The 15627-nt window shown below is 70.9% G+C and carries 14 protein-coding genes and 5 tRNA genes; 4 read left to right on the forward strand and 15 right to left on the reverse strand.

The annotated features are described in order from the left end of the window. Nucleotides 1-16 precede the first annotated feature (16 nt). Nucleotides 17-1027 carry an NAD(P)H-dependent glycerol-3-phosphate dehydrogenase gene (locus ACFPZJ_RS33960; RefSeq protein WP_381029831.1) on the reverse strand — a complete coding sequence of 337 codons (1011 nt, stop codon included), beginning with the start codon at nucleotides 1025-1027 and terminating at the stop codon, nucleotides 17-19. After that, nucleotides 1024-1803 (reverse strand): lysophospholipid acyltransferase family protein, encoded by a 780-nt coding sequence (locus ACFPZJ_RS33965; protein WP_381029833.1) that lies wholly within the window; start codon nucleotides 1801-1803, stop codon nucleotides 1024-1026. Before ACFPZJ_RS33965 ends, ACFPZJ_RS33960 begins: the two co-directional genes overlap by 4 nt. Before the next feature lie 158 nt (nucleotides 1804-1961). Here ACFPZJ_RS33965 and cofC point away from each other — a divergent pair, with 158 nt between their 5' ends. Continuing rightward, nucleotides 1962-2600, forward strand: coding sequence for a 2-phospho-L-lactate guanylyltransferase (gene cofC / locus ACFPZJ_RS33970; RefSeq protein WP_381029836.1), 639 nt, complete (start codon nucleotides 1962-1964; stop codon nucleotides 2598-2600). A 10-nt stretch (nucleotides 2601-2610) separates the two neighbouring features. Further along, on the forward strand, nucleotides 2611-2814 hold the full coding sequence (locus tag ACFPZJ_RS33975) for a hypothetical protein (protein WP_381029839.1): 204 nt from the start codon (nucleotides 2611-2613) through the stop codon (nucleotides 2812-2814). Nucleotides 2815-2944: 130 nt separating this feature from the next. On the opposite strand, the gene ACFPZJ_RS33980 is transcribed toward ACFPZJ_RS33975, so the two are convergent. The 4 genes from ACFPZJ_RS33980 to leuC all read right to left on the reverse strand — a co-directional run bounded on the left by ACFPZJ_RS33980 (nucleotide 2945) and on the right by leuC (nucleotide 6255). Continuing rightward, nucleotides 2945-3592, reverse strand: coding sequence for an HU family DNA-binding protein (locus ACFPZJ_RS33980; RefSeq protein ID WP_381029841.1), 648 nt, complete (start codon nucleotides 3590-3592; stop codon nucleotides 2945-2947). A 136-nt stretch (nucleotides 3593-3728) separates the two neighbouring features. Next, complete coding sequence (locus ACFPZJ_RS33985; RefSeq protein WP_381029844.1) at nucleotides 3729-3959, reverse strand: SCO5555 family protein; 231 nt, start codon at nucleotides 3957-3959, stop codon at nucleotides 3729-3731. Between the two features lie 265 nt (nucleotides 3960-4224). Then, nucleotides 4225-4818 (reverse strand): 3-isopropylmalate dehydratase small subunit, encoded by a 594-nt coding sequence (gene leuD, locus ACFPZJ_RS33990; RefSeq protein ID WP_381029846.1) that lies wholly within the window; start codon nucleotides 4816-4818, stop codon nucleotides 4225-4227. A 6-nt stretch (nucleotides 4819-4824) separates the two neighbouring features. Continuing rightward, entirely contained in the window at nucleotides 4825-6255 is a 1431-nt protein-coding gene (gene leuC / locus ACFPZJ_RS33995; protein WP_381029849.1) for a 3-isopropylmalate dehydratase large subunit, read from the reverse strand. Nucleotides 6256-6454: 199 nt separating this feature from the next. Between leuC and ndgR the strand changes: the two genes are divergently transcribed. Beyond that, nucleotides 6455-7171, forward strand: coding sequence for an IclR family transcriptional regulator NdgR (ndgR, locus tag ACFPZJ_RS34000; protein WP_189290238.1), 717 nt, complete (start codon nucleotides 6455-6457; stop codon nucleotides 7169-7171). Between the two features lie 164 nt (nucleotides 7172-7335). Here the strand turns inward: ndgR and ACFPZJ_RS34005 are convergent. From ACFPZJ_RS34005 to ACFPZJ_RS34045, 9 genes are all read right to left on the reverse strand, one after another. Continuing rightward, a tRNA-Glu gene (locus tag ACFPZJ_RS34005) sits at nucleotides 7336-7408 on the reverse strand. 28 nt (nucleotides 7409-7436) lie between these two features. Then, a tRNA-Gln gene (locus ACFPZJ_RS34010) sits at nucleotides 7437-7508 on the reverse strand. Between the two features lie 21 nt (nucleotides 7509-7529). Then, nucleotides 7530-7602, reverse strand: a tRNA-Glu gene (locus tag ACFPZJ_RS34015). 40 nt (nucleotides 7603-7642) lie between these two features. After that, a tRNA-Glu gene (locus ACFPZJ_RS34020) sits at nucleotides 7643-7715 on the reverse strand. Nucleotides 7716-7755: 40 nt separating this feature from the next. Beyond that, nucleotides 7756-7827: transfer RNA gene (locus ACFPZJ_RS34025), tRNA-Gln, on the reverse strand. 93 nt (nucleotides 7828-7920) lie between these two features. Further along, complete coding sequence (locus ACFPZJ_RS34030; protein WP_381029852.1) at nucleotides 7921-8652, reverse strand: HAD family hydrolase; 732 nt, start codon at nucleotides 8650-8652, stop codon at nucleotides 7921-7923. 97 nt (nucleotides 8653-8749) lie between these two features. Beyond that, on the reverse strand, nucleotides 8750-10234 hold the full coding sequence (gene gltX, locus ACFPZJ_RS34035; protein ID WP_381029855.1) for a glutamate--tRNA ligase: 1485 nt from the start codon (nucleotides 10232-10234) through the stop codon (nucleotides 8750-8752). After that, on the reverse strand, nucleotides 10227-11003 hold the full coding sequence (locus ACFPZJ_RS34040; protein ID WP_381029858.1) for a fumarylacetoacetate hydrolase family protein: 777 nt from the start codon (nucleotides 11001-11003) through the stop codon (nucleotides 10227-10229). Before ACFPZJ_RS34040 ends, gltX begins: the two co-directional genes overlap by 8 nt. A 172-nt stretch (nucleotides 11004-11175) precedes the next feature. Continuing rightward, on the reverse strand, nucleotides 11176-11364 hold the full coding sequence (locus ACFPZJ_RS34045) for a hypothetical protein (protein WP_381030099.1): 189 nt from the start codon (nucleotides 11362-11364) through the stop codon (nucleotides 11176-11178). Between the two features lie 604 nt (nucleotides 11365-11968). Here ACFPZJ_RS34045 and ACFPZJ_RS34050 point away from each other — a divergent pair. Then, nucleotides 11969-15619, forward strand: coding sequence for a nitrate- and nitrite sensing domain-containing protein (locus tag ACFPZJ_RS34050; protein WP_381029861.1), 3651 nt, complete (start codon nucleotides 11969-11971; stop codon nucleotides 15617-15619). The last annotated feature ends 8 nt before the right edge of the window (nucleotides 15620-15627 follow it).

Below are 15627 nucleotides of genomic sequence, written 5' to 3' on the forward strand. Positions count from 1 at the left end.
CGGGGGCGGGCGTGGCTCAGCGTCGCTCGGGTTTCGCGCTGCGCGACATCAGCTCCTTCAGCGCCACGACCGGCGGCTTGCCCTCGTGCACGATGCCGACGACCGTCTCCGTCAGGGGCATGTCGACGCCGTGCCGGCGGGCCAGATCCAGGACCGACTCGCAGGACTTGACGCCCTCGGCGGTCTGCCTGGTGACCGCGATGGTCTCCTCCAGGGTCATGCCCTTGCCGAGGTTGGTGCCGAAGGTGTGGTTGCGCGACAGCGGCGAGGAGCAGGTCGCGACCAGGTCGCCCAGGCCGGCGAGTCCGGCGAAGGTCAGCGGGTCGGCGCCCAGGGCGACCCCGAGCCGGGTGGTCTCGGCGAGGCCGCGGGTGATGAGCGAGCCCTTGGCATTGTCGCCGAGCCCCATGCCGTCCGCGATGCCGACGGCCAGCCCGATGACGTTCTTGACCGCTCCGCCGAGTTCGCAGCCCACCACGTCGGTGTTGGTGTACGGCCGGAAGTACGGCGTGTGGCAGGCGGCCTGGAGGCGCTGGGCGACGGCCTCGTCGGTGCAGGCGACCACGGCGGCGGCCGGCATGCGCGCGGCGATCTCCCGGGCCAGGTTGGGCCCGGTGACCACGGCGATCCGGTTCTGGCCGACCTTGGCGACGTCGTCCACGACCTCGCTCATCCGCATCGCGGAGCCGAGTTCGATGCCCTTCATCAGCGACACCAGGACCGTGTCGGGGGCGAGCAGCGGCGCCCAGTCGGCGAGGTTGCCGCGCAGGGTCTGCGAGGGGATCGCGAGGACGGTGAAGTCGGCGCCGGCCGCGGCCTCGGCGGCGTCCGTGGTGGCCCGCACGCTCTCCGGCAGTTCGACGCCGGGCAGGTAGTCCGGGTTGGTGCGGGTGGAGTTGACCGCCTCGGCGAGCTCCGGGCGCCGCCCCCACAGCACGACCTCGCAGCCCGCGTCGGCGAGGACCATGGCGAAGGCCGTGCCCCACGACCCGGTCCCGAAGACCGCCGCCTTGACCGGTTTGCTCACTTGCCCAGCCCCTCTTCCACGCGCCTGCCCTGCGTCTGCGTCTGCGCCTGGGTCCTGCGGCGCTGCTCGATCCGCTCCCGGCGCGGGTCGTACGGCGTCTCGGGCGCCTTCTCACCGCGGATCTGCTCCAGCTGGCGGGTGATGGCCGCCATGATGACCTCGGTCGCCTCCTTGAGCAGCTCCGGAGTCATCTCCTTGTCGTAGAAGCGCGCGAGGTCCACCGGCGGGCCCGCCAGGACGCGGTGGGTCTTGCGCGGGACGAGGTGCGGCTTCTTGGCGTACGGCGGCAGCAGTTCGTTGGCGCCCCACTGGGCGACGGGAATCACCGGGCACTTGGTCTGCAGGGCGACCCGGGCGGCACCGGTCTTGCCGGTCATGGGCCAGCCGTTGGGGTCGCGGGTGAGGGTGCCCTCCGGGTAGAAGGCGACGCACTCGCCGCGCTGCACCGCGTCGATCGCGGCGCGGAAGGCACTGAGCGCGTCCGTGCTCTCGCGGTAGACGGGGATCTGCCCGGTGCCGCGCATGGCGGCGCCGACGAATCCCTTTTTGAAAAGACCGCTCTTCGCGAGGAATCGCGGGACGCGCCCGGTGTTGTACTGAAAGTGCGCGTAGGCGAAGGGATCGATGTGGGAATTGTGGTTCACCACGGTGATAAATCCACCCTCGGCCGGAATGTGCTCCATTCCGCGCCAGTCCCGCTTGAGCAGAACCACCAGCGGCGGTTTGCAGATCACCGCGGCGAAGCGGTACCAGAAGCCGATTCTGCGGCGGGGCACGCGGACACCTTCCTCTAGGGCCTGGAACGGGGGGCCAGGGGGGCCGCACAAGTGTCGCCCCAGGCCGCCGGTCTGTCGAGAACACCGTACGCCCCGACACGCGGGCCACCAGATGCCCCGGGTGACAATGACCGCGACAAGAGAGGGACGGAACGCCTGTGCTGTGGACCCTGGTCGTACCCCTGAAGCCCCTGGAGCGGGCCAAGAGCCGACTCGCGGACACCGCGGACGACGGGCTGCGGCCGGGCCTGGCGCTCGCGTTCGCGCAGGACACGGTGGCCGCGGCGCTGGCGTGCCCGGCGGTGAAGGATGTGGCGGTCGTCACGGACGACGCGCTGGCCGGCCGGGAGCTGGCCGCGCTGGGCGCGCGGATCGTCCTGGACGAACCGGCCGCCGGCCTCAACGCCGCCCTCGCGCACGCGGCGGCGGTCGTACGGGCCACCCGCCCGGAAAGCCCGGTGGCGGCCCTGAACGCGGATCTTCCGGCCCTGCGTCCGCTGGATTTGTCCCGGGTCCTGGACACCGCCGCCGAATTCCCCCGCGCTTTTCTCCCGGACGCGGCCGCCGTCGGCACGACCCTGCTGGCCGCGACCCCGGGCCGGGAATTGCGCCCGGCTTTCGGCGTGGATTCCCGGGCCCGCCACCGCGCCTCGGGCGCCGAGGAACTGCTCCTGACCGGCGTGGACTCCGTACGGCAGGACGTGGACACCGGTGACGATCTGCGCGCCGCGCTCGCCCTGGGCGTGGGCCCCCACACGGCCGCGGCCGCCGCGCGCCTGCTGATTCCCGGGCAGTAGGCTGCCTGGCATGCAGGCGACCGCGTACACCTACGACCCCCACAGCCGCAGCGGGCAGGTGCTGCTGGACGACGGCACGCCGGTGCCCTTCGACGCGGCGGCCTTCGACGCGGGGGGTCTGCGCCTGTTGCGCCCGGGACAGCGGGTGCGCATCGAGACGGAGGGTGACGGCGAGGCGCGCCGCATCACCCTGGTGACGCTCCAGACCTTCTGATCCGCCCCGGACGGCGCCTTCCGACCAACTCCCCGGCCACTGCGGACACCCCCGACCCACCGGACACACCGCGGGCCGGACTCCGTCGTGGAGTCCGGCCCGGCGTGTGAGGTGCCCCTGCGGCCTGCCCTTACTTCTTGCGGGCGGTGGTGGCCTTCTTGGCGGTGGTCTTGCGCGCCGTCGACTTCTTGGCGGGCGCCTTCTTGGCCGTCGCCTTCTTCGCGGGGGCCTTCTTGGCGGTGGTCTTCTTCGCGGCGGTGGTCTTGGCGGTCGCCGTGGTCTTCTTGGCGGGCGCCTTCTTCGCCGTGGTCTTCTTGGCGGCCGCCGTGGTCTTGGCGGGCGCCTTCTTCGCCGTCGTCTTCTTCGCGGTGGTCTTCTTCGCGGCGGCCGTCTTGGTGGTGGCCTTCTTCGCGGCGGCCTTCTTCACCGTCGCGGAGGCACCGCCGGTCAGGCTGCCCTTGGGGGCCTTCTTGACGGCGACCTCGCCGCCCTTCGGCAGCTTCTTGGAGCCGCTCACCAGGTCCTTGAAGCCCTGACCTGCGCGGAAGCGCGGAACAGCGGTCTTCTTGACCCGAACCCGCTCGCCCGTCTGGGGGTTGCGGGCGTAGCGGGCCGGGCGGTCGACCTTCTCGAACGAACCGAAGCCGGTGACCGAGACCCGCTCCCCCGCGACGACCGCGCGGACGATGGCGTCCAGTACATGGTCGACAGCATCGGCGGCCTGCTGGCGGCCACCCATCTTGTCGGCAATCGCTTCTACGAGCTGCGCCTTGTTCACGTCTTCCCCTTCGGAGACATCGCCAGAACGAAAGTGTTCAAGCTTTTTCGCACGTTAGGCAGATATATACCGCAAATCAAACACGAAACGGGCTAATCACCCGTGCGCCGCAACGAACTCGACGGTCTCGACTGGTTCAGCGTTCCTCGTCGGGGAAACGTCCCTCGTCGAGGTCCGCCGTGAACCGCTCCAGACGCCTTGCCGCATCGGCGAGATCGTGCTTGGCCACGGCCGTAATGACCAGCAGCTTCCGGGCCAGCGCCATCCGTACGCCCTCCGGGACTTGCAGTGCGCGCACCCTGGCGTGCGCTTCCTTGAGCCGGACCGCGACCGCCGCATAGAGCTCGAGTTGGCCGTCGTGTTCCATGCACAGATTGTGCCATCTGGGGCGAGTTGTCGCCTGCGCAGGGTGCAACTGGCGCCTCGGACAGCGTTCCGGGCACCGGCGCGGGCCGGGGCCGTACACCTCGCGTACCCCCGCAACCACCTGCTTAACGTGGGAAGTTGGCGTCCCCCACCGCTCCGCGCACGGCCGCCCGGGCCCGGACATGGCTGTACCCCCGATCGGGCTGATCAGGGGTACAGAGGGGGTGCTGAAGTGGCCGAAACTCGCCTTGCCTACGCCCTGTGGATCACACCTGGAGGGTCTGCGGCTTGAACGACGGACGGCGCGCCTCGTAGGTGGCGATGTCCTCCTCGTTCCGCAGGGTGATCGAGATGTCGTCGAGACCGTTCAGCAGCCGCCAGCGGGAGTTCTCGTCCAGCTCGAAGGAGGCGGTGATGCCCTCGGCGCGCACCTCGCGGGCGACCAGGTCGACGGTGATCTCCGCCTGCGGGTCCCGCTCGGTGAGCTCCCACAGCGCGTCCACGATCTTCTGCTCCAGCACGACCGTGAGCAGGCCGTTCTTGAGCGAGTTGCCGCGGAAGATGTCGGCGAAGCGGGAGGAGATCACGGTCTTGAAGCCGTAGTTCTGCAGGGCCCAGACGGCGTGCTCGCGCGAGGAGCCGGTGCCGAAGTCGGGCCCGGCGACCAGGACGGTCGCCCCCTGCCGCTCGGGCCGGTTGAGCACGAACTCCGGGTCCTTGCGCCAGGCCTCGAACAGCCCGTCCTCGAACCCGTCGCGCGTGACCTTCTTGAGCCAGTGGGCCGGGATGATCTGGTCGGTGTCGACGTTGCTGCGGCGCAGCGGGACGGCCCGGCCGGTATGCGTGGTGAATGCTTCCATGACTGATCAGACTCCAGCGGGCGTGCGAACGTCGGCGTCGGACAGGTCGGCCGGGGAGGCCAGGTGGCCCAGCACGGCGGTGGCCGCCGCGACCTGCGGCGACACCAGGTGGGTGCGGCCCCCCTTGCCCTGCCGGCCCTCGAAGTTGCGGTTGGAGGTGGACGCGGAGCGCTCGCCCGGGGCCAGCTGGTCGGGGTTCATGCCCAGGCACATGGAGCAGCCCGCGTGCCGCCACTCGGCGCCGGCCTCCTTGAAGACCACGTCCAGGCCCTCGGAGACGGCCTGCAGCCCCACGCGCGCCGAGCCCGGGACCACCAGCATCCGTACGCCGTCGGCGACTTTGCGGCCCTTGAGGAGCTCGGCGGCGGCGCGCAGGTCCTCGATGCGGCCGTTGGTGCAGGAGCCTACGAAGACGGTGTCCACCTTGATGGAGCGCAGCGGCTGCCCGGCCTCCAACCCCATGTACTCCAGGGCCTTTTCGGCGGCGAGGCGCTCCGAAGCGTCTTCGTACGAAGCCGGGTCGGGGACCGAGGAGGAAAGCGGCGCGCCCTGGCCGGGGTTGGTGCCCCAGGTGACGAACGGGGACAGCTCGGCGGCCTCGATGACGACCTCGGCGTCGAACTCGGCGTCGTCGTCGGTCTTCAGCGTCTTCCAGTACGCGACCGCGGCGTCCCAGTCGGCGCCCTCGGGGGCGTGCGGGCGGCCCTTGAGGTACGCGAAGGTGGTCTCGTCGGGGGCGATCATGCCCGCGCGGGCGCCGGCCTCGATCGACATGTTGCAGATGGTCATCCGGGCCTCCATCGAGAGCTTTTCGATGGCCTCGCCGCGGTACTCCAGGACGTAGCCCTGGCCGCCACCCGTACCGATCTTCGCGATGATCGCCAGGATCAGGTCCTTGGCCGTGACGTCCTCGGGCAGTTCGCCGTTGACGGTGATCGCCATGGTCTTCGGGCGGGCCATCGGCAGCGTCTGGGTGGCCAGCACGTGCTCGACCTGGGAGGTGCCGATGCCGAAGGCCAGCGCGCCGAACGCGCCGTGCGTGGAGGTGTGCGAGTCGCCGCAGACGACGGTCATGCCGGGCTGGGTCAGACCCAGCTGCGGGCCGACGACGTGGACGACGCCCTGCTCGACGTCGCCCAGCGGGTGCAGCCGGACGCCGAACTCGGCGCAGTTCTTGCGCAGCGTCTCCAGCTGGGCCCGGGAGACCGGGTCGGCGATGGGCTTGTCGATGTCGAGGGTGGGGGTGTTGTGGTCCTCGGTGGCGATGGTCAGGTCGAGGCGGCGGACCTTCCGGCCGCTCTTGCGGAGGCCGTCGAAGGCCTGCGGGCTGGTCACCTCGTGCAGCAGGTGCAGATCGATGAAGAGGAGGTCGGGCTCGCCCTCGGCGCGCCGGACGACGTGGTCGTCCCAGACCTTCTCCGCGAGTGTCCTACCCATCGCTTTCCCTCCGGCCGGCGAAGACGTGCGCCGACCCAACTAGAGATCTTGAGGAGGCGGTGCCCGCGCCCCTTGTTCCCGGGCACCCCGCCGCCAGGCCCTTACGTCACGGGCCGCTGTGACTTCGTGCCATCCAGGGTGGCGCGTTCCACGGAAAATTGAACTTGCGTTTCACAGAGTGAGACGCAAGTATCGTTGCATGGACAACAGTAGCGGCGTCGGCGTTCTGGACAAGGCGGCCCTCGTCCTGAGCGCTCTGGAGTCCGGTCCGGCCACCCTCGCGGGCCTGGTCGGCGCCACCGGACTGGCACGACCCACGGCCCACCGCCTGGCCGTGGCCCTGGAACACCACCGCATGGTGGCGCGCGACATGCAGGGCCGGTTCATTCTCGGCCCCCGCCTGGCAGAACTGGCCGCGGCCGCGGGTGAGGACCGCCTCCTCGCCACCGCGGGCCCGGTGCTCACCCACCTCCGGGACGTCACGGGCGAGAGCGCGCAGCTCTACCGCAGGCAGGGCGACATGCGCATCTGCGTCGCCGCGGCGGAGCGCCTGTCCGGCCTGCGGGACACCGTCCCGGTCGGCTCGACGCTCACGATGAAGGCCGGCTCCTCGGCGCAGATCCTGCTGGCCTGGGAGGAGCCGGAGCGGCTGCACCGGGGTCTGCAGGGCGCCCGCTTCACGGCGACGGCCCTGTCGGGCGTCCGGCGCCGGGGCTGGGCCCAGTCCATCGGCGAGCGCGAGCCGGGCGTCGCCTCCGTCTCGGCGCCCGTGCGCGGCCCCTCCAACCGTGTGGTGGCCGCCGTCTCGGTCTCCGGCCCCATCGAGCGCCTGACCCGCCACCCGGGCCGTATGCACGCCCAGGCGGTCATCGACGCCGCCGCCCGCCTGTCGGAGGCCCTGCGCCGCACCGGCTGACCTCGGCCGTACGCCCCCGGGACGGGCCCGCCTCAACGCCGCGGCAGGCCCGCCCGCCGGACCGGAGGGGAAGTGATGTCACTCCGCACCCACTTGGCCACGGCAACGGCAGCACCCCCACATGCGAAGGGCCCTCCACCGAGGTGGAGGGCCCTTCTGTCGCGTACCCCCGACCGGATTCGAACCGGCGCTACCGCCTTGAGAGGGCGGCGTGCTAGGCCGCTACACAACGGGGGCGTGGACCATGCGTTTCCGCAGGTCCGAGCTGGTCTACCTGGACTCGAACCAAGACTAACTGAACCAGAATCAGTCGTGCTGCCAATTACACCATAGACCAAAGGTGGTTTAGACCTCTGAGTACCCCCGACCGGATTCGAACCGGCGCTACCGCCTTGAGAGGGCGGCGTGCTAGGCCGCTACACAACGGGGGCCCTTGCAGCCCCGAAAAGATCGTCGATCTTCCGGAACCAGTACCCCCGACCGGATTCGAACCGGCGCTACTGCCTTGAGAGGGCAGCGTGCTAGGCCGCTACACAACGGGGGCTTGCGGATGGGATCCGCGGGTTGCAGATGAGCTCTGCGAGCTGGCCTACCTGGACTCGAACCAAGACTAACTGAACCAGAATCAGTCGTGCTGCCAATTACACCATAGGCCACTGGAACGCAAGCCCCGGAGGGGATCTTGTTCTAGTTCTGCGCCTGAGGGGCTCCGACCTTCCGGCCCGCTCCCCGGCGGCGCAGGAAGAACATTACCCGAAGGTGGACGCGGCTCCAAAACGAGTATCCGAGCCGAGCAGGGAGGGCAGTTCGGCCAGGGACACGATCCGATGCCGGCCGACGGGCGGCTCACCGTCGATGTGCACACCCGCGCGGTCGATCCAGACCGACAGCAGTCCCGCGTCGGCGGCGCCGCGGCCGTCGATCTCCGGATGGTCGCCGACGTACGCGACCTCGTGCGGCGGCAGTTCCAGGGCCTCGCAGGCCGCCAGGAACGCCCCGGCCTCCGGTTTGGAGACGCCGAGCTCGGCCGCGCACAGGATGGCCTCGAAACGGTCGTGCACGCCCAGGGCGCGCAGCTTGCGGTCCTGGACGTGGATGCTGGAGTTGGACAGCACCGCGTGGCGGTGGCTGGCCGCGAGGGCGTCCAGGACGGGCAGGACGTCCGGGAAGAGGGCCCAGACGGCCTCGTAGTGCGCGACGTACCGCTCGAACCAGGCGTCGGCCTCGGCGTCGGTGAGCTCCTCGCCCAGGAACGCCCGTACGCGCTCGCGCCGCTGGTCCTGGAAGGAGATCTCCCCGGCCGAGAAGCGGGCCCACTGCCGGGCGGTGGCCTGCCGCCAGTGCGCGATGGCCTGCTCGACGCTGTCGTACCCGTCCAGCAGGCCCTCGGCCACCAGGTGGGCCCGCATGCCGAGACGGTCCGCGGTGGTGTAGTCGAAGAGGGTGTCGTCCACGTCCCAGACAACGGCTCTGATCGCCATGACACCGACGGTAACGCCCGGGCCGGGGCCGCGTACGGGGAACGGCGAAGGGGCGGCACCCGATGTCCCGGTGCCGCCCCTCACACGCGCGTGTGCGTCACGCCGCCAGCTTCGCCAGCGCCGCGTCGATGCGGGCCAGGGTCTTCTCCTTGCCGAGGATCTCCAGGGACTCGAAGAGCGGCAGGCCGACCGTGCGGCCGGTGACGGCGACGCGGACCGGGGCCTGGGCCTTGCCGAGCTTGAGGCCGTGGGCCTCGCCGGCGGCCAGGACGGCCTCCTTCAGGGACTCGGCGGAGGTCCAGTCGGCCGCCTCGAGCTTCTCCCGCGCGGTGCGCAGCAGGGCGTCCGAGCCCTCCTTCATCGCCTTGTTCCAGGACGGCTCGTCGAAGACCGGCTCCGGCAGGAACAGGAAGTCGACGTTGTCCGTGATCTCCGACAGCACCTTCAGACGGGTCTGGGCGTGCGGGGCGATCGCCTGCCACTTCGCCTCGTCGAAGGCCTCCGGGGCCCACGGGGCGAACGGGGCCCGCAGCCACGGGCGGCAGCGCTCCGTGAAGTCCTTCACGTCCAGCAGGCGGATGTGGTCGGCGTTGATCGCCTCGCACTTCTTCAGGTCGAAGCGGGCCGGGTTGGGGTTCACGTCCGCGATGTCGAAGGCGGCGACCATCTCGTCCATCGTGAAGACGTCCTGGTCGGCCGAGAGCGACCAGCCGAGCAGGGACAGGTAGTTGAGCAGGCCCTCGGGCAGGAAGCCGCGCTCGCGGTAGAGGTTGAGCGAAGACTGCGGGTCGCGCTTGGAGAGCTTCTTGTTGCCCTCGCCCATGACGTAGGGCAGGTGGCCGAACTCCGGGATCCGCTGGGCGATGCCGAGCTCCATCAGCGCCTTGTACAGGGCGATCTGACGGGGCGTCGAGGACAGCAGGTCCTCGCCGCGCAGGACGTGGGTGATCTCCATCAGGGCGTCGTCGACCGGGTTCACCAGCGTGTACAGCGGGGCGCCGTTGGCGCGGACGATGCCGTAGTCCGGGACGTTCTCCGGCGTGAAGGTCAGCTCGCCGCGGACCAGGTCCGTGAAGGTGATCGTCTCGTCGGGCATGCGGAAGCGGACGATCGGCTCACGGCCCTCGGCCCGGTACCGCTCGACCTGCTCGGCGCTCAGGTCGCGGCAGTGGCCGTCGTAGCCGGAGGGCTTCCCGGCGGCGCGGGCGGCCTCACGGCGGGTGTCCAGCTCCTCCTGGGAGCAGTAGCAGTGGTAGGCCCAGCCGCCGTCGAGGAGCCTGGCCGCGACGTCCTTGTAGAGGTCCATGCGCTGCGACTGGCGGTACGGCGCGTGCGGGCCGCCGATCTCGGGGCCCTCGTCCCAGTCGAAGCCCAGCCAGCGCATCGAGTCGAGCAGCTGCTGGTACGACTCCTCCGAGTCGCGCGCCGCGTCGGTGTCCTCGATGCGGAAGACCAGGGTGCCCTGGTGGTGCCGGGCGAACGCCCAGTTGAACAGGGCGGTGCGGACCAGGCCCACATGGGGGTTGCCGGTCGGCGAGGGACAGAAACGGACGCGTACGGGAGTGCCTGGTGCGCTAGCCACGCTTGACAACCTTGTTGGTGAGAGTGCCGATGCCTTCGATGGTGACGGCGACCTCGTCGCCGACGTTGAGGGGGCCGACCCCCGCCGGGGTGCCCGTGAGGATCACGTCCCCGGGGAGCAGCGTCATGGCCTCGGAGATGTTGACGATCAGGTCCTCGATGGAGTGGATCATCTCCGTGGTGCGGCCCAGCTGGCGCTGCTGGCCGTTGACCGTGAGCTGGATGGTGAGGTCCGAGGGGTCCAGCTCCGTCTCCACCCAGGGGCCGAGCGGGCAGGAGGTGTCGAAGCCCTTGGCCCTCGCCCACTGCTTCTCGCGCTTCTGGACGTCACGGGCGGTGATGTCGTTGGCGCAGGTGTAGCCGAAGATCACGTCCTTGACGCGCTCGCGCGGGACCTCGCGGCACATCCGGCCGATGACCACGGCCAGCTCGGCCTCGTGGTGCAGGTCCTGGGAGAAGGACGGGTACTGGATCTCGTCGCCGGGGCCGATCACGGAGGTGGCGGGCTTGAAGAAGGCGAACGGGGCGTCGGGCACCTCGTTGCCCAGCTCCTTGGCGTGCTCGGCGTAGTTGCGGCCGAAGGCGACGACCTTGTTCGGGAGCACCGGCGGCAGCAGCCTCACCTTGCTCACCGGCACCTTCGTACCGGAGAGCTCGAAGTCCGCGAACGGGATGCCCTTGATGATGTCCAGGACGAGCTCGTCCTGCTTGTCGCCCTCGACCGCGCCGAAGGCTACGTTCCCGTCGATGGAGAACCTGGCGATGCGCACGGGATGCTTGGCCCCTTGACTGAGCTGGCTGGAGTCTGACGCTCCAGGCTAACGCGGGAAAGGGGACGTATCTCGCGCATAATGAGGGGCGCCCCGCCGCCGGGTGCGCCCCTCGCAGTCCGTGTGCGGCCGGCTTGAGCGTTCGGCGGCCGCCGTGCGTACTCCCCCGTGACTACTGCGCGGCGGAGGCCGCGACGGGGACCTCCTGGAGGACGGTGCGCTTGGGGTTGGCGGTCTGGGCGGGGAGCTCGACGGCGTGCTCCGGCTGCTCCGGCGTCTGCAGTTCGTCGGCGTCCTTCAGGTGCGCCAGCGTCGTGCGCCGCGGGTTGGCGATCTTGTGGAACATCGTCGTCGTCTTCACGGTTGTACGAGACCCTGTCGTGTCCGGGCGCCTGGAGGGTCCGCAGACCCCCGCACAGCGCGGGTTGGCAGAAGCATCCTTTTTGTAAAGCGTCAGGCTAAACATGCGATTCCCCGTCAACAGGCGGGAGAGACCATGATCAGCGTGTGAGTTTGCTCACGAGGCAGCGGGCAATTCGGCCAATCCGGACTCCCACTCCACCCCAACGAAACGGACATTGGGCCCCTGAAGCCACCATTCCGCTCCTGATCATGGCGACTGGGACACCTCCCGCGTGCGGGCGACTCGCGGCCATACGTCCGATATGGACGGGATCACTTTCTACGCCTCGTGACTCACCCCTCACGAGGTGTCACGTATGTCACGGCCTGGCGTACGGGCCTTGTTGGAGATCCTGTGCTGTGCTGGAATTCCACGGACCGCCGCAGGATCGAGCCGGCGCACAGGGGGCGCACAAGAGCGCCGAGTGGCGGCGAGAAGGGGGAACCAGCGCCGGTCACCCACGACCAACACCACGGGGGCGTATTCAGGGCGCCCCTATGACGCCGACACCGTGCCCCACCGTTCACGCGGAGGGGTGCCTGGTCCAGAGGTTGCGACGCTAGTGCAGGGACGTTTCAAGAGGGATGGCAGCGCTTCGGCGGAGCCGGAGCCGCACGGCGGGACCGACCGAGGTCCCTCACCCCAGCACGCCCAGAACCCGGGCCCGGCGGCCGCCGGCGACGGCGGTGACCGCTCCGGACGCCCCGGCACGTCGGCCCCCACCGGCTCCGCGACCCCGGTACCGCCCGTCAAGCCGCCGAAGGGCCCCTCCGGCCCCGGCTCGCGAATAGCCCTGCGCAACTGGCGTATCTCCACCCGTCTGGTCTCGCTGCTCGCGCTCCCGGTGGTCGCGGCCACCTCGCTGGGCGCGCTGCGCATCAACCAGTCCATGGACGACATCCAGCAGCTCGACAACATGAAGCTGCTGACGGACATGACCAAGCAGGCCACCGAACTGGCCGCCGCGCTCCAGGAGGAGCGCGACCAGTCGGCCGGTCCGCTGGCGCACGGCTCCAAGGGGACCAACTTCACGGTCAAGGGCTACCGGGAGAAGACCGACCGGGCCCTGGACAACTTCCGCGACGCCTCCGAAGAGGTCGACGACGCGGCCAAGGACGGCAACCTCCGCGGCGTCCGGGACAGCATCGTCGGTCTGATGCGGGACCTGAACGACCTGAACGAGATCCGCAGCGACGCCTACGAGTCCAAGGACAACTCGACCCAGTCGGTCGAGGCCTACCACCGCCTGATCACCAACCTGCTGGACCTCTCGCAGGACATGGCCGAGGCCACCAGCAACCCGGACATGATCCAGCGCACGCGCGCCCTGGCGGCCTTCTCCGCCGCCAAGGAGTACGCGTCGGTCCAGCGCGCGGTCCTGGCGGCGGCGCTGCCCGCCAACAACACCACCTCCGGAGCGCTCTCCGAGAACGACCGGCTCTACGCCGAGTCCGCCCTGGAGAGCCAGAAGTCCGAGATCAACAGCTTCACCAGCATCTACGGCGACGGCTCCGAGGAACTCCTCAAGCCCATCCGGCAGGGCAACCCGATCATCGAGGCGACCGACAAGTACGCCACCCGCGTGCTCGCCAAGCAGGGCGCCCTGCAGGACCTGCAGAAGATCTCGTACCAGGACTGGCTGGACGACAGCTCCACCAAGATCCAGCAGATGAAGAACATCGAGCTGAGGCTGCTGGAGGACATGGAGCAGCAGGCCCGTGAGCTGCGCAGCGCCACCGAGCGCGACGCGATCATCTCCGGTGCGCTGATCCTGCTCGTGCTCGGTGTCTCGCTGGTGGGCGCCTTCGTCGTGGCCCGCTCCATGATCCGCTCGCTGCGCCGCCTGGAGGAGACCGCGACCAAGGTCGCCTCCGACCGGCTGCCCGAGCTGGTCAAGCAGCTGTCGGAGTCGGACCCGCAGGACGTCGACACCTCCGTCGAGTCGGTCGGTGTGCACTCCCGGGACGAGATCGGCCGGGTGGCCGCGGCCTTCGACGACGTGCACCGCGAGGCGGTCCGCCTCGCCGCCGAGCAGGCCCTGCTGCGGGGCAACGTCAACGCGATGTTCACCAACCTCTCGCGCCGCTCCCAGGGTCTGATCCAGCGCCAGCTGTCGCTGATCTCCGAGCTGGAGTCCCGCGAGGCCGACCCGGACCAGCTGTCCTCGCTGTTCAAGCTGGACCACCTGGCGACGCGTATGCGCCGTAACGGTGAGAACCTGCTGGTTCTCGCGGGTGAGGAGCCCGGCCGCCGGTGGACCCGCCCGGTCCCGCTGGTCGACGTCCTGCGTGCCGCCGCCTCCGAGGTGGAGCAGTACGAGCGCATCGAGCTGGCCGCCGTACCGACGACCGAGGTCGCCGGCCGGGTCGTCAACGACCTCGTGCACCTGCTCGCCGAGCTGCTGGAGAACGCGACCTCGTTCTCCTCGCCGCAGACCAAGGTCAAGGTCACCGGTCACGCGCTGCCCGACGGCCGTGTGCTGATCGAGATCCACGACACCGGTATCGGTCTGTCGCCGGAGGACCTGGCGGCGATCAACGAGCGGCTCGCCTCGCCGCCTACCGTCGACGTCTCGGTCTCCCGCCGCATGGGTCTGTTCGTGGTCGGCCGTCTGTCGCAGCGCCACGGCATCCGCATCCAGCTGCGCCCGTCCGACTCCGGTGGTACGACCGCGCTGGTCATGCTGCCCGTCGATGTCGCCCAGGGCGGCAAGAAGCCCCAGCCCAAGCCCGGTCAGGGACCGGTCGCGGGCGGCGGTCCGGCCGCCGCGCAGGCCGCTGCCGGTGCCGCCGCGGCCCGCCGTCAGGCCCAGGCCGGTGGCGGCCCTGCGGGCGGCGGCGCGCTCGGCGCCGATGCGACCGGTGGTGGCCGGCTCGGCGCCGGCCAGGGTCCGCGGGCCGCGCTGCCCGGTACGGGCGGTCGTCCGGGTGCGCCGGGTGGTGCGCGCGGGCCGCAGGGTCCGTCGGGCCCGCCGTCCCCGTCGTTCGATCAGGGCGCGCCCGCCGGGCCGCCGCAGGGCCGTACGGCTCCGGCCGGCCCGGGTGCCGGCTTCGGTCAGGCGCCGGGTGCCCCGCAGGGTCTGCAGGCCGCGAACCCCAACGTGCCGGAGGGCCAGGACGCCTTCGGCGGTGGCCGTGGCAACGCCGAGCAGGGTCGCCGTCCGCGGCAGCCGCAGCTGCCGCCGCGCGATGGTCCGCGGGCCGAGCTGCCGGGCGGCAACCAGCAGCCGCGTGTGCCCAGCTGGAGCGACGAGAACGCCCAGCCGCCGGTGCCGCGCCCCTCGCTGCCCGACGCCCCACGCGGTCACGAGGAGCCGGACGTCTCCCAGACGGCCCCGATGCCGCGGATCGACGAGCGCCAGGGTCCCGCAGACTTCGGTGCCCCGCAGAACACGGGCCAGTACGGCCATCCCGGCGCGAACAGCGCCCAGGGCACCGGCCAGTTCGTCCGCCCGGACGTCTTCGGCGCCCCGGCCGGCCAGAACGACAACGCCGCGACGGGCCAGTTCCCGGCCCCGTCGGCGTACGACAACGGCTCCACGGGCCAGTTCCCGGCGCCGGGCCAGGACAGCGGCTCCACGGGCCGGCACTCCCTGCCCAGCCGTCCGGAGCCGGCCGACCCGGCCGTCCCCGGCCAGTTCGACCGTCAGCAGGTCAACGGCGCGCGCGGCGGGGGCGACTTCGGCGCCCCGCGTCCGCCCGCTCCGCGGCAGCGGCCCGCCCGCCAGGAGCCGGAGGCCCTGCCGCCGGCCTCCGGGCCCGGTGACGGCCGCACCCCGCTGTACGACACGCTGGAGACCAACTGGTTCCACGGCGAGGGACGGCAGGGTGGTCAGGACCGGCAGCAGGGCAACGGCGCGTCCGCCGCGGCCCCCCAGCAGCCGCAGGCCCCCACCGGCCCGCAGCGGTCCGCCTCTTCCTCCCCCTGGCGCAGCTCGCCCAACGACGAGCTCGTCCGGCAGGCCGAGCGCGTCCGGCAGCCGGCCGCGGGCGGCGTCACCACCTCCGGCCTGCCGCGCCGGGTGCCGCGGGCGAACCTCGTCCCGGGCACGGCTCAGCAGCAAACCCACCAGAGCGGTCCTCAGGTCTCGCGCGCGCCCGACGACGTGCGCGGCCGGCTGACCAATCTCCGTCGGGGTATCGCACAGGGTCGTCAGGCCGGGTCCACCCAGACCGGCAGCTTCCCGCGGCCCACTCACCAGCAGGAGCGTTAGTTGAGCCC

It is taken from the genome of Streptomyces bullii, from assembly GCF_042657145.1.
GTDB lineage: Bacteria > Actinomycetota > Actinomycetes > Streptomycetales > Streptomycetaceae > Streptomyces > Streptomyces bullii.

Excerpts from the sequence above, each read along its gene's own strand:
- ACFPZJ_RS33975 (WP_381029839.1), top strand. The coding sequence starts at position 2,611 with ATGCAGGCGACCGCGTACACCTACGACCCCCACAGCCGCAGCGGGCAG.
- ACFPZJ_RS33985 (WP_381029844.1), bottom strand. The coding sequence starts at position 3,959 with ATGGAACACGACGGCCAACTCGAGCTCTATGCGGCGGTCGCGGTCCGG.
- leuD (WP_381029846.1), bottom strand. The coding sequence starts at position 4,818 with ATGGAAGCATTCACCACGCATACCGGCCGGGCCGTCCCGCTGCGCCGC.
- leuC (WP_381029849.1), bottom strand. The coding sequence starts at position 6,255 with ATGGGTAGGACACTCGCGGAGAAGGTCTGGGACGACCACGTCGTCCGG.
- ndgR (WP_189290238.1), top strand. The coding sequence starts at position 6,455 with ATGGACAACAGTAGCGGCGTCGGCGTTCTGGACAAGGCGGCCCTCGTC.
- ACFPZJ_RS34030 (WP_381029852.1), bottom strand. The coding sequence starts at position 8,652 with ATGGCGATCAGAGCCGTTGTCTGGGACGTGGACGACACCCTCTTCGAC.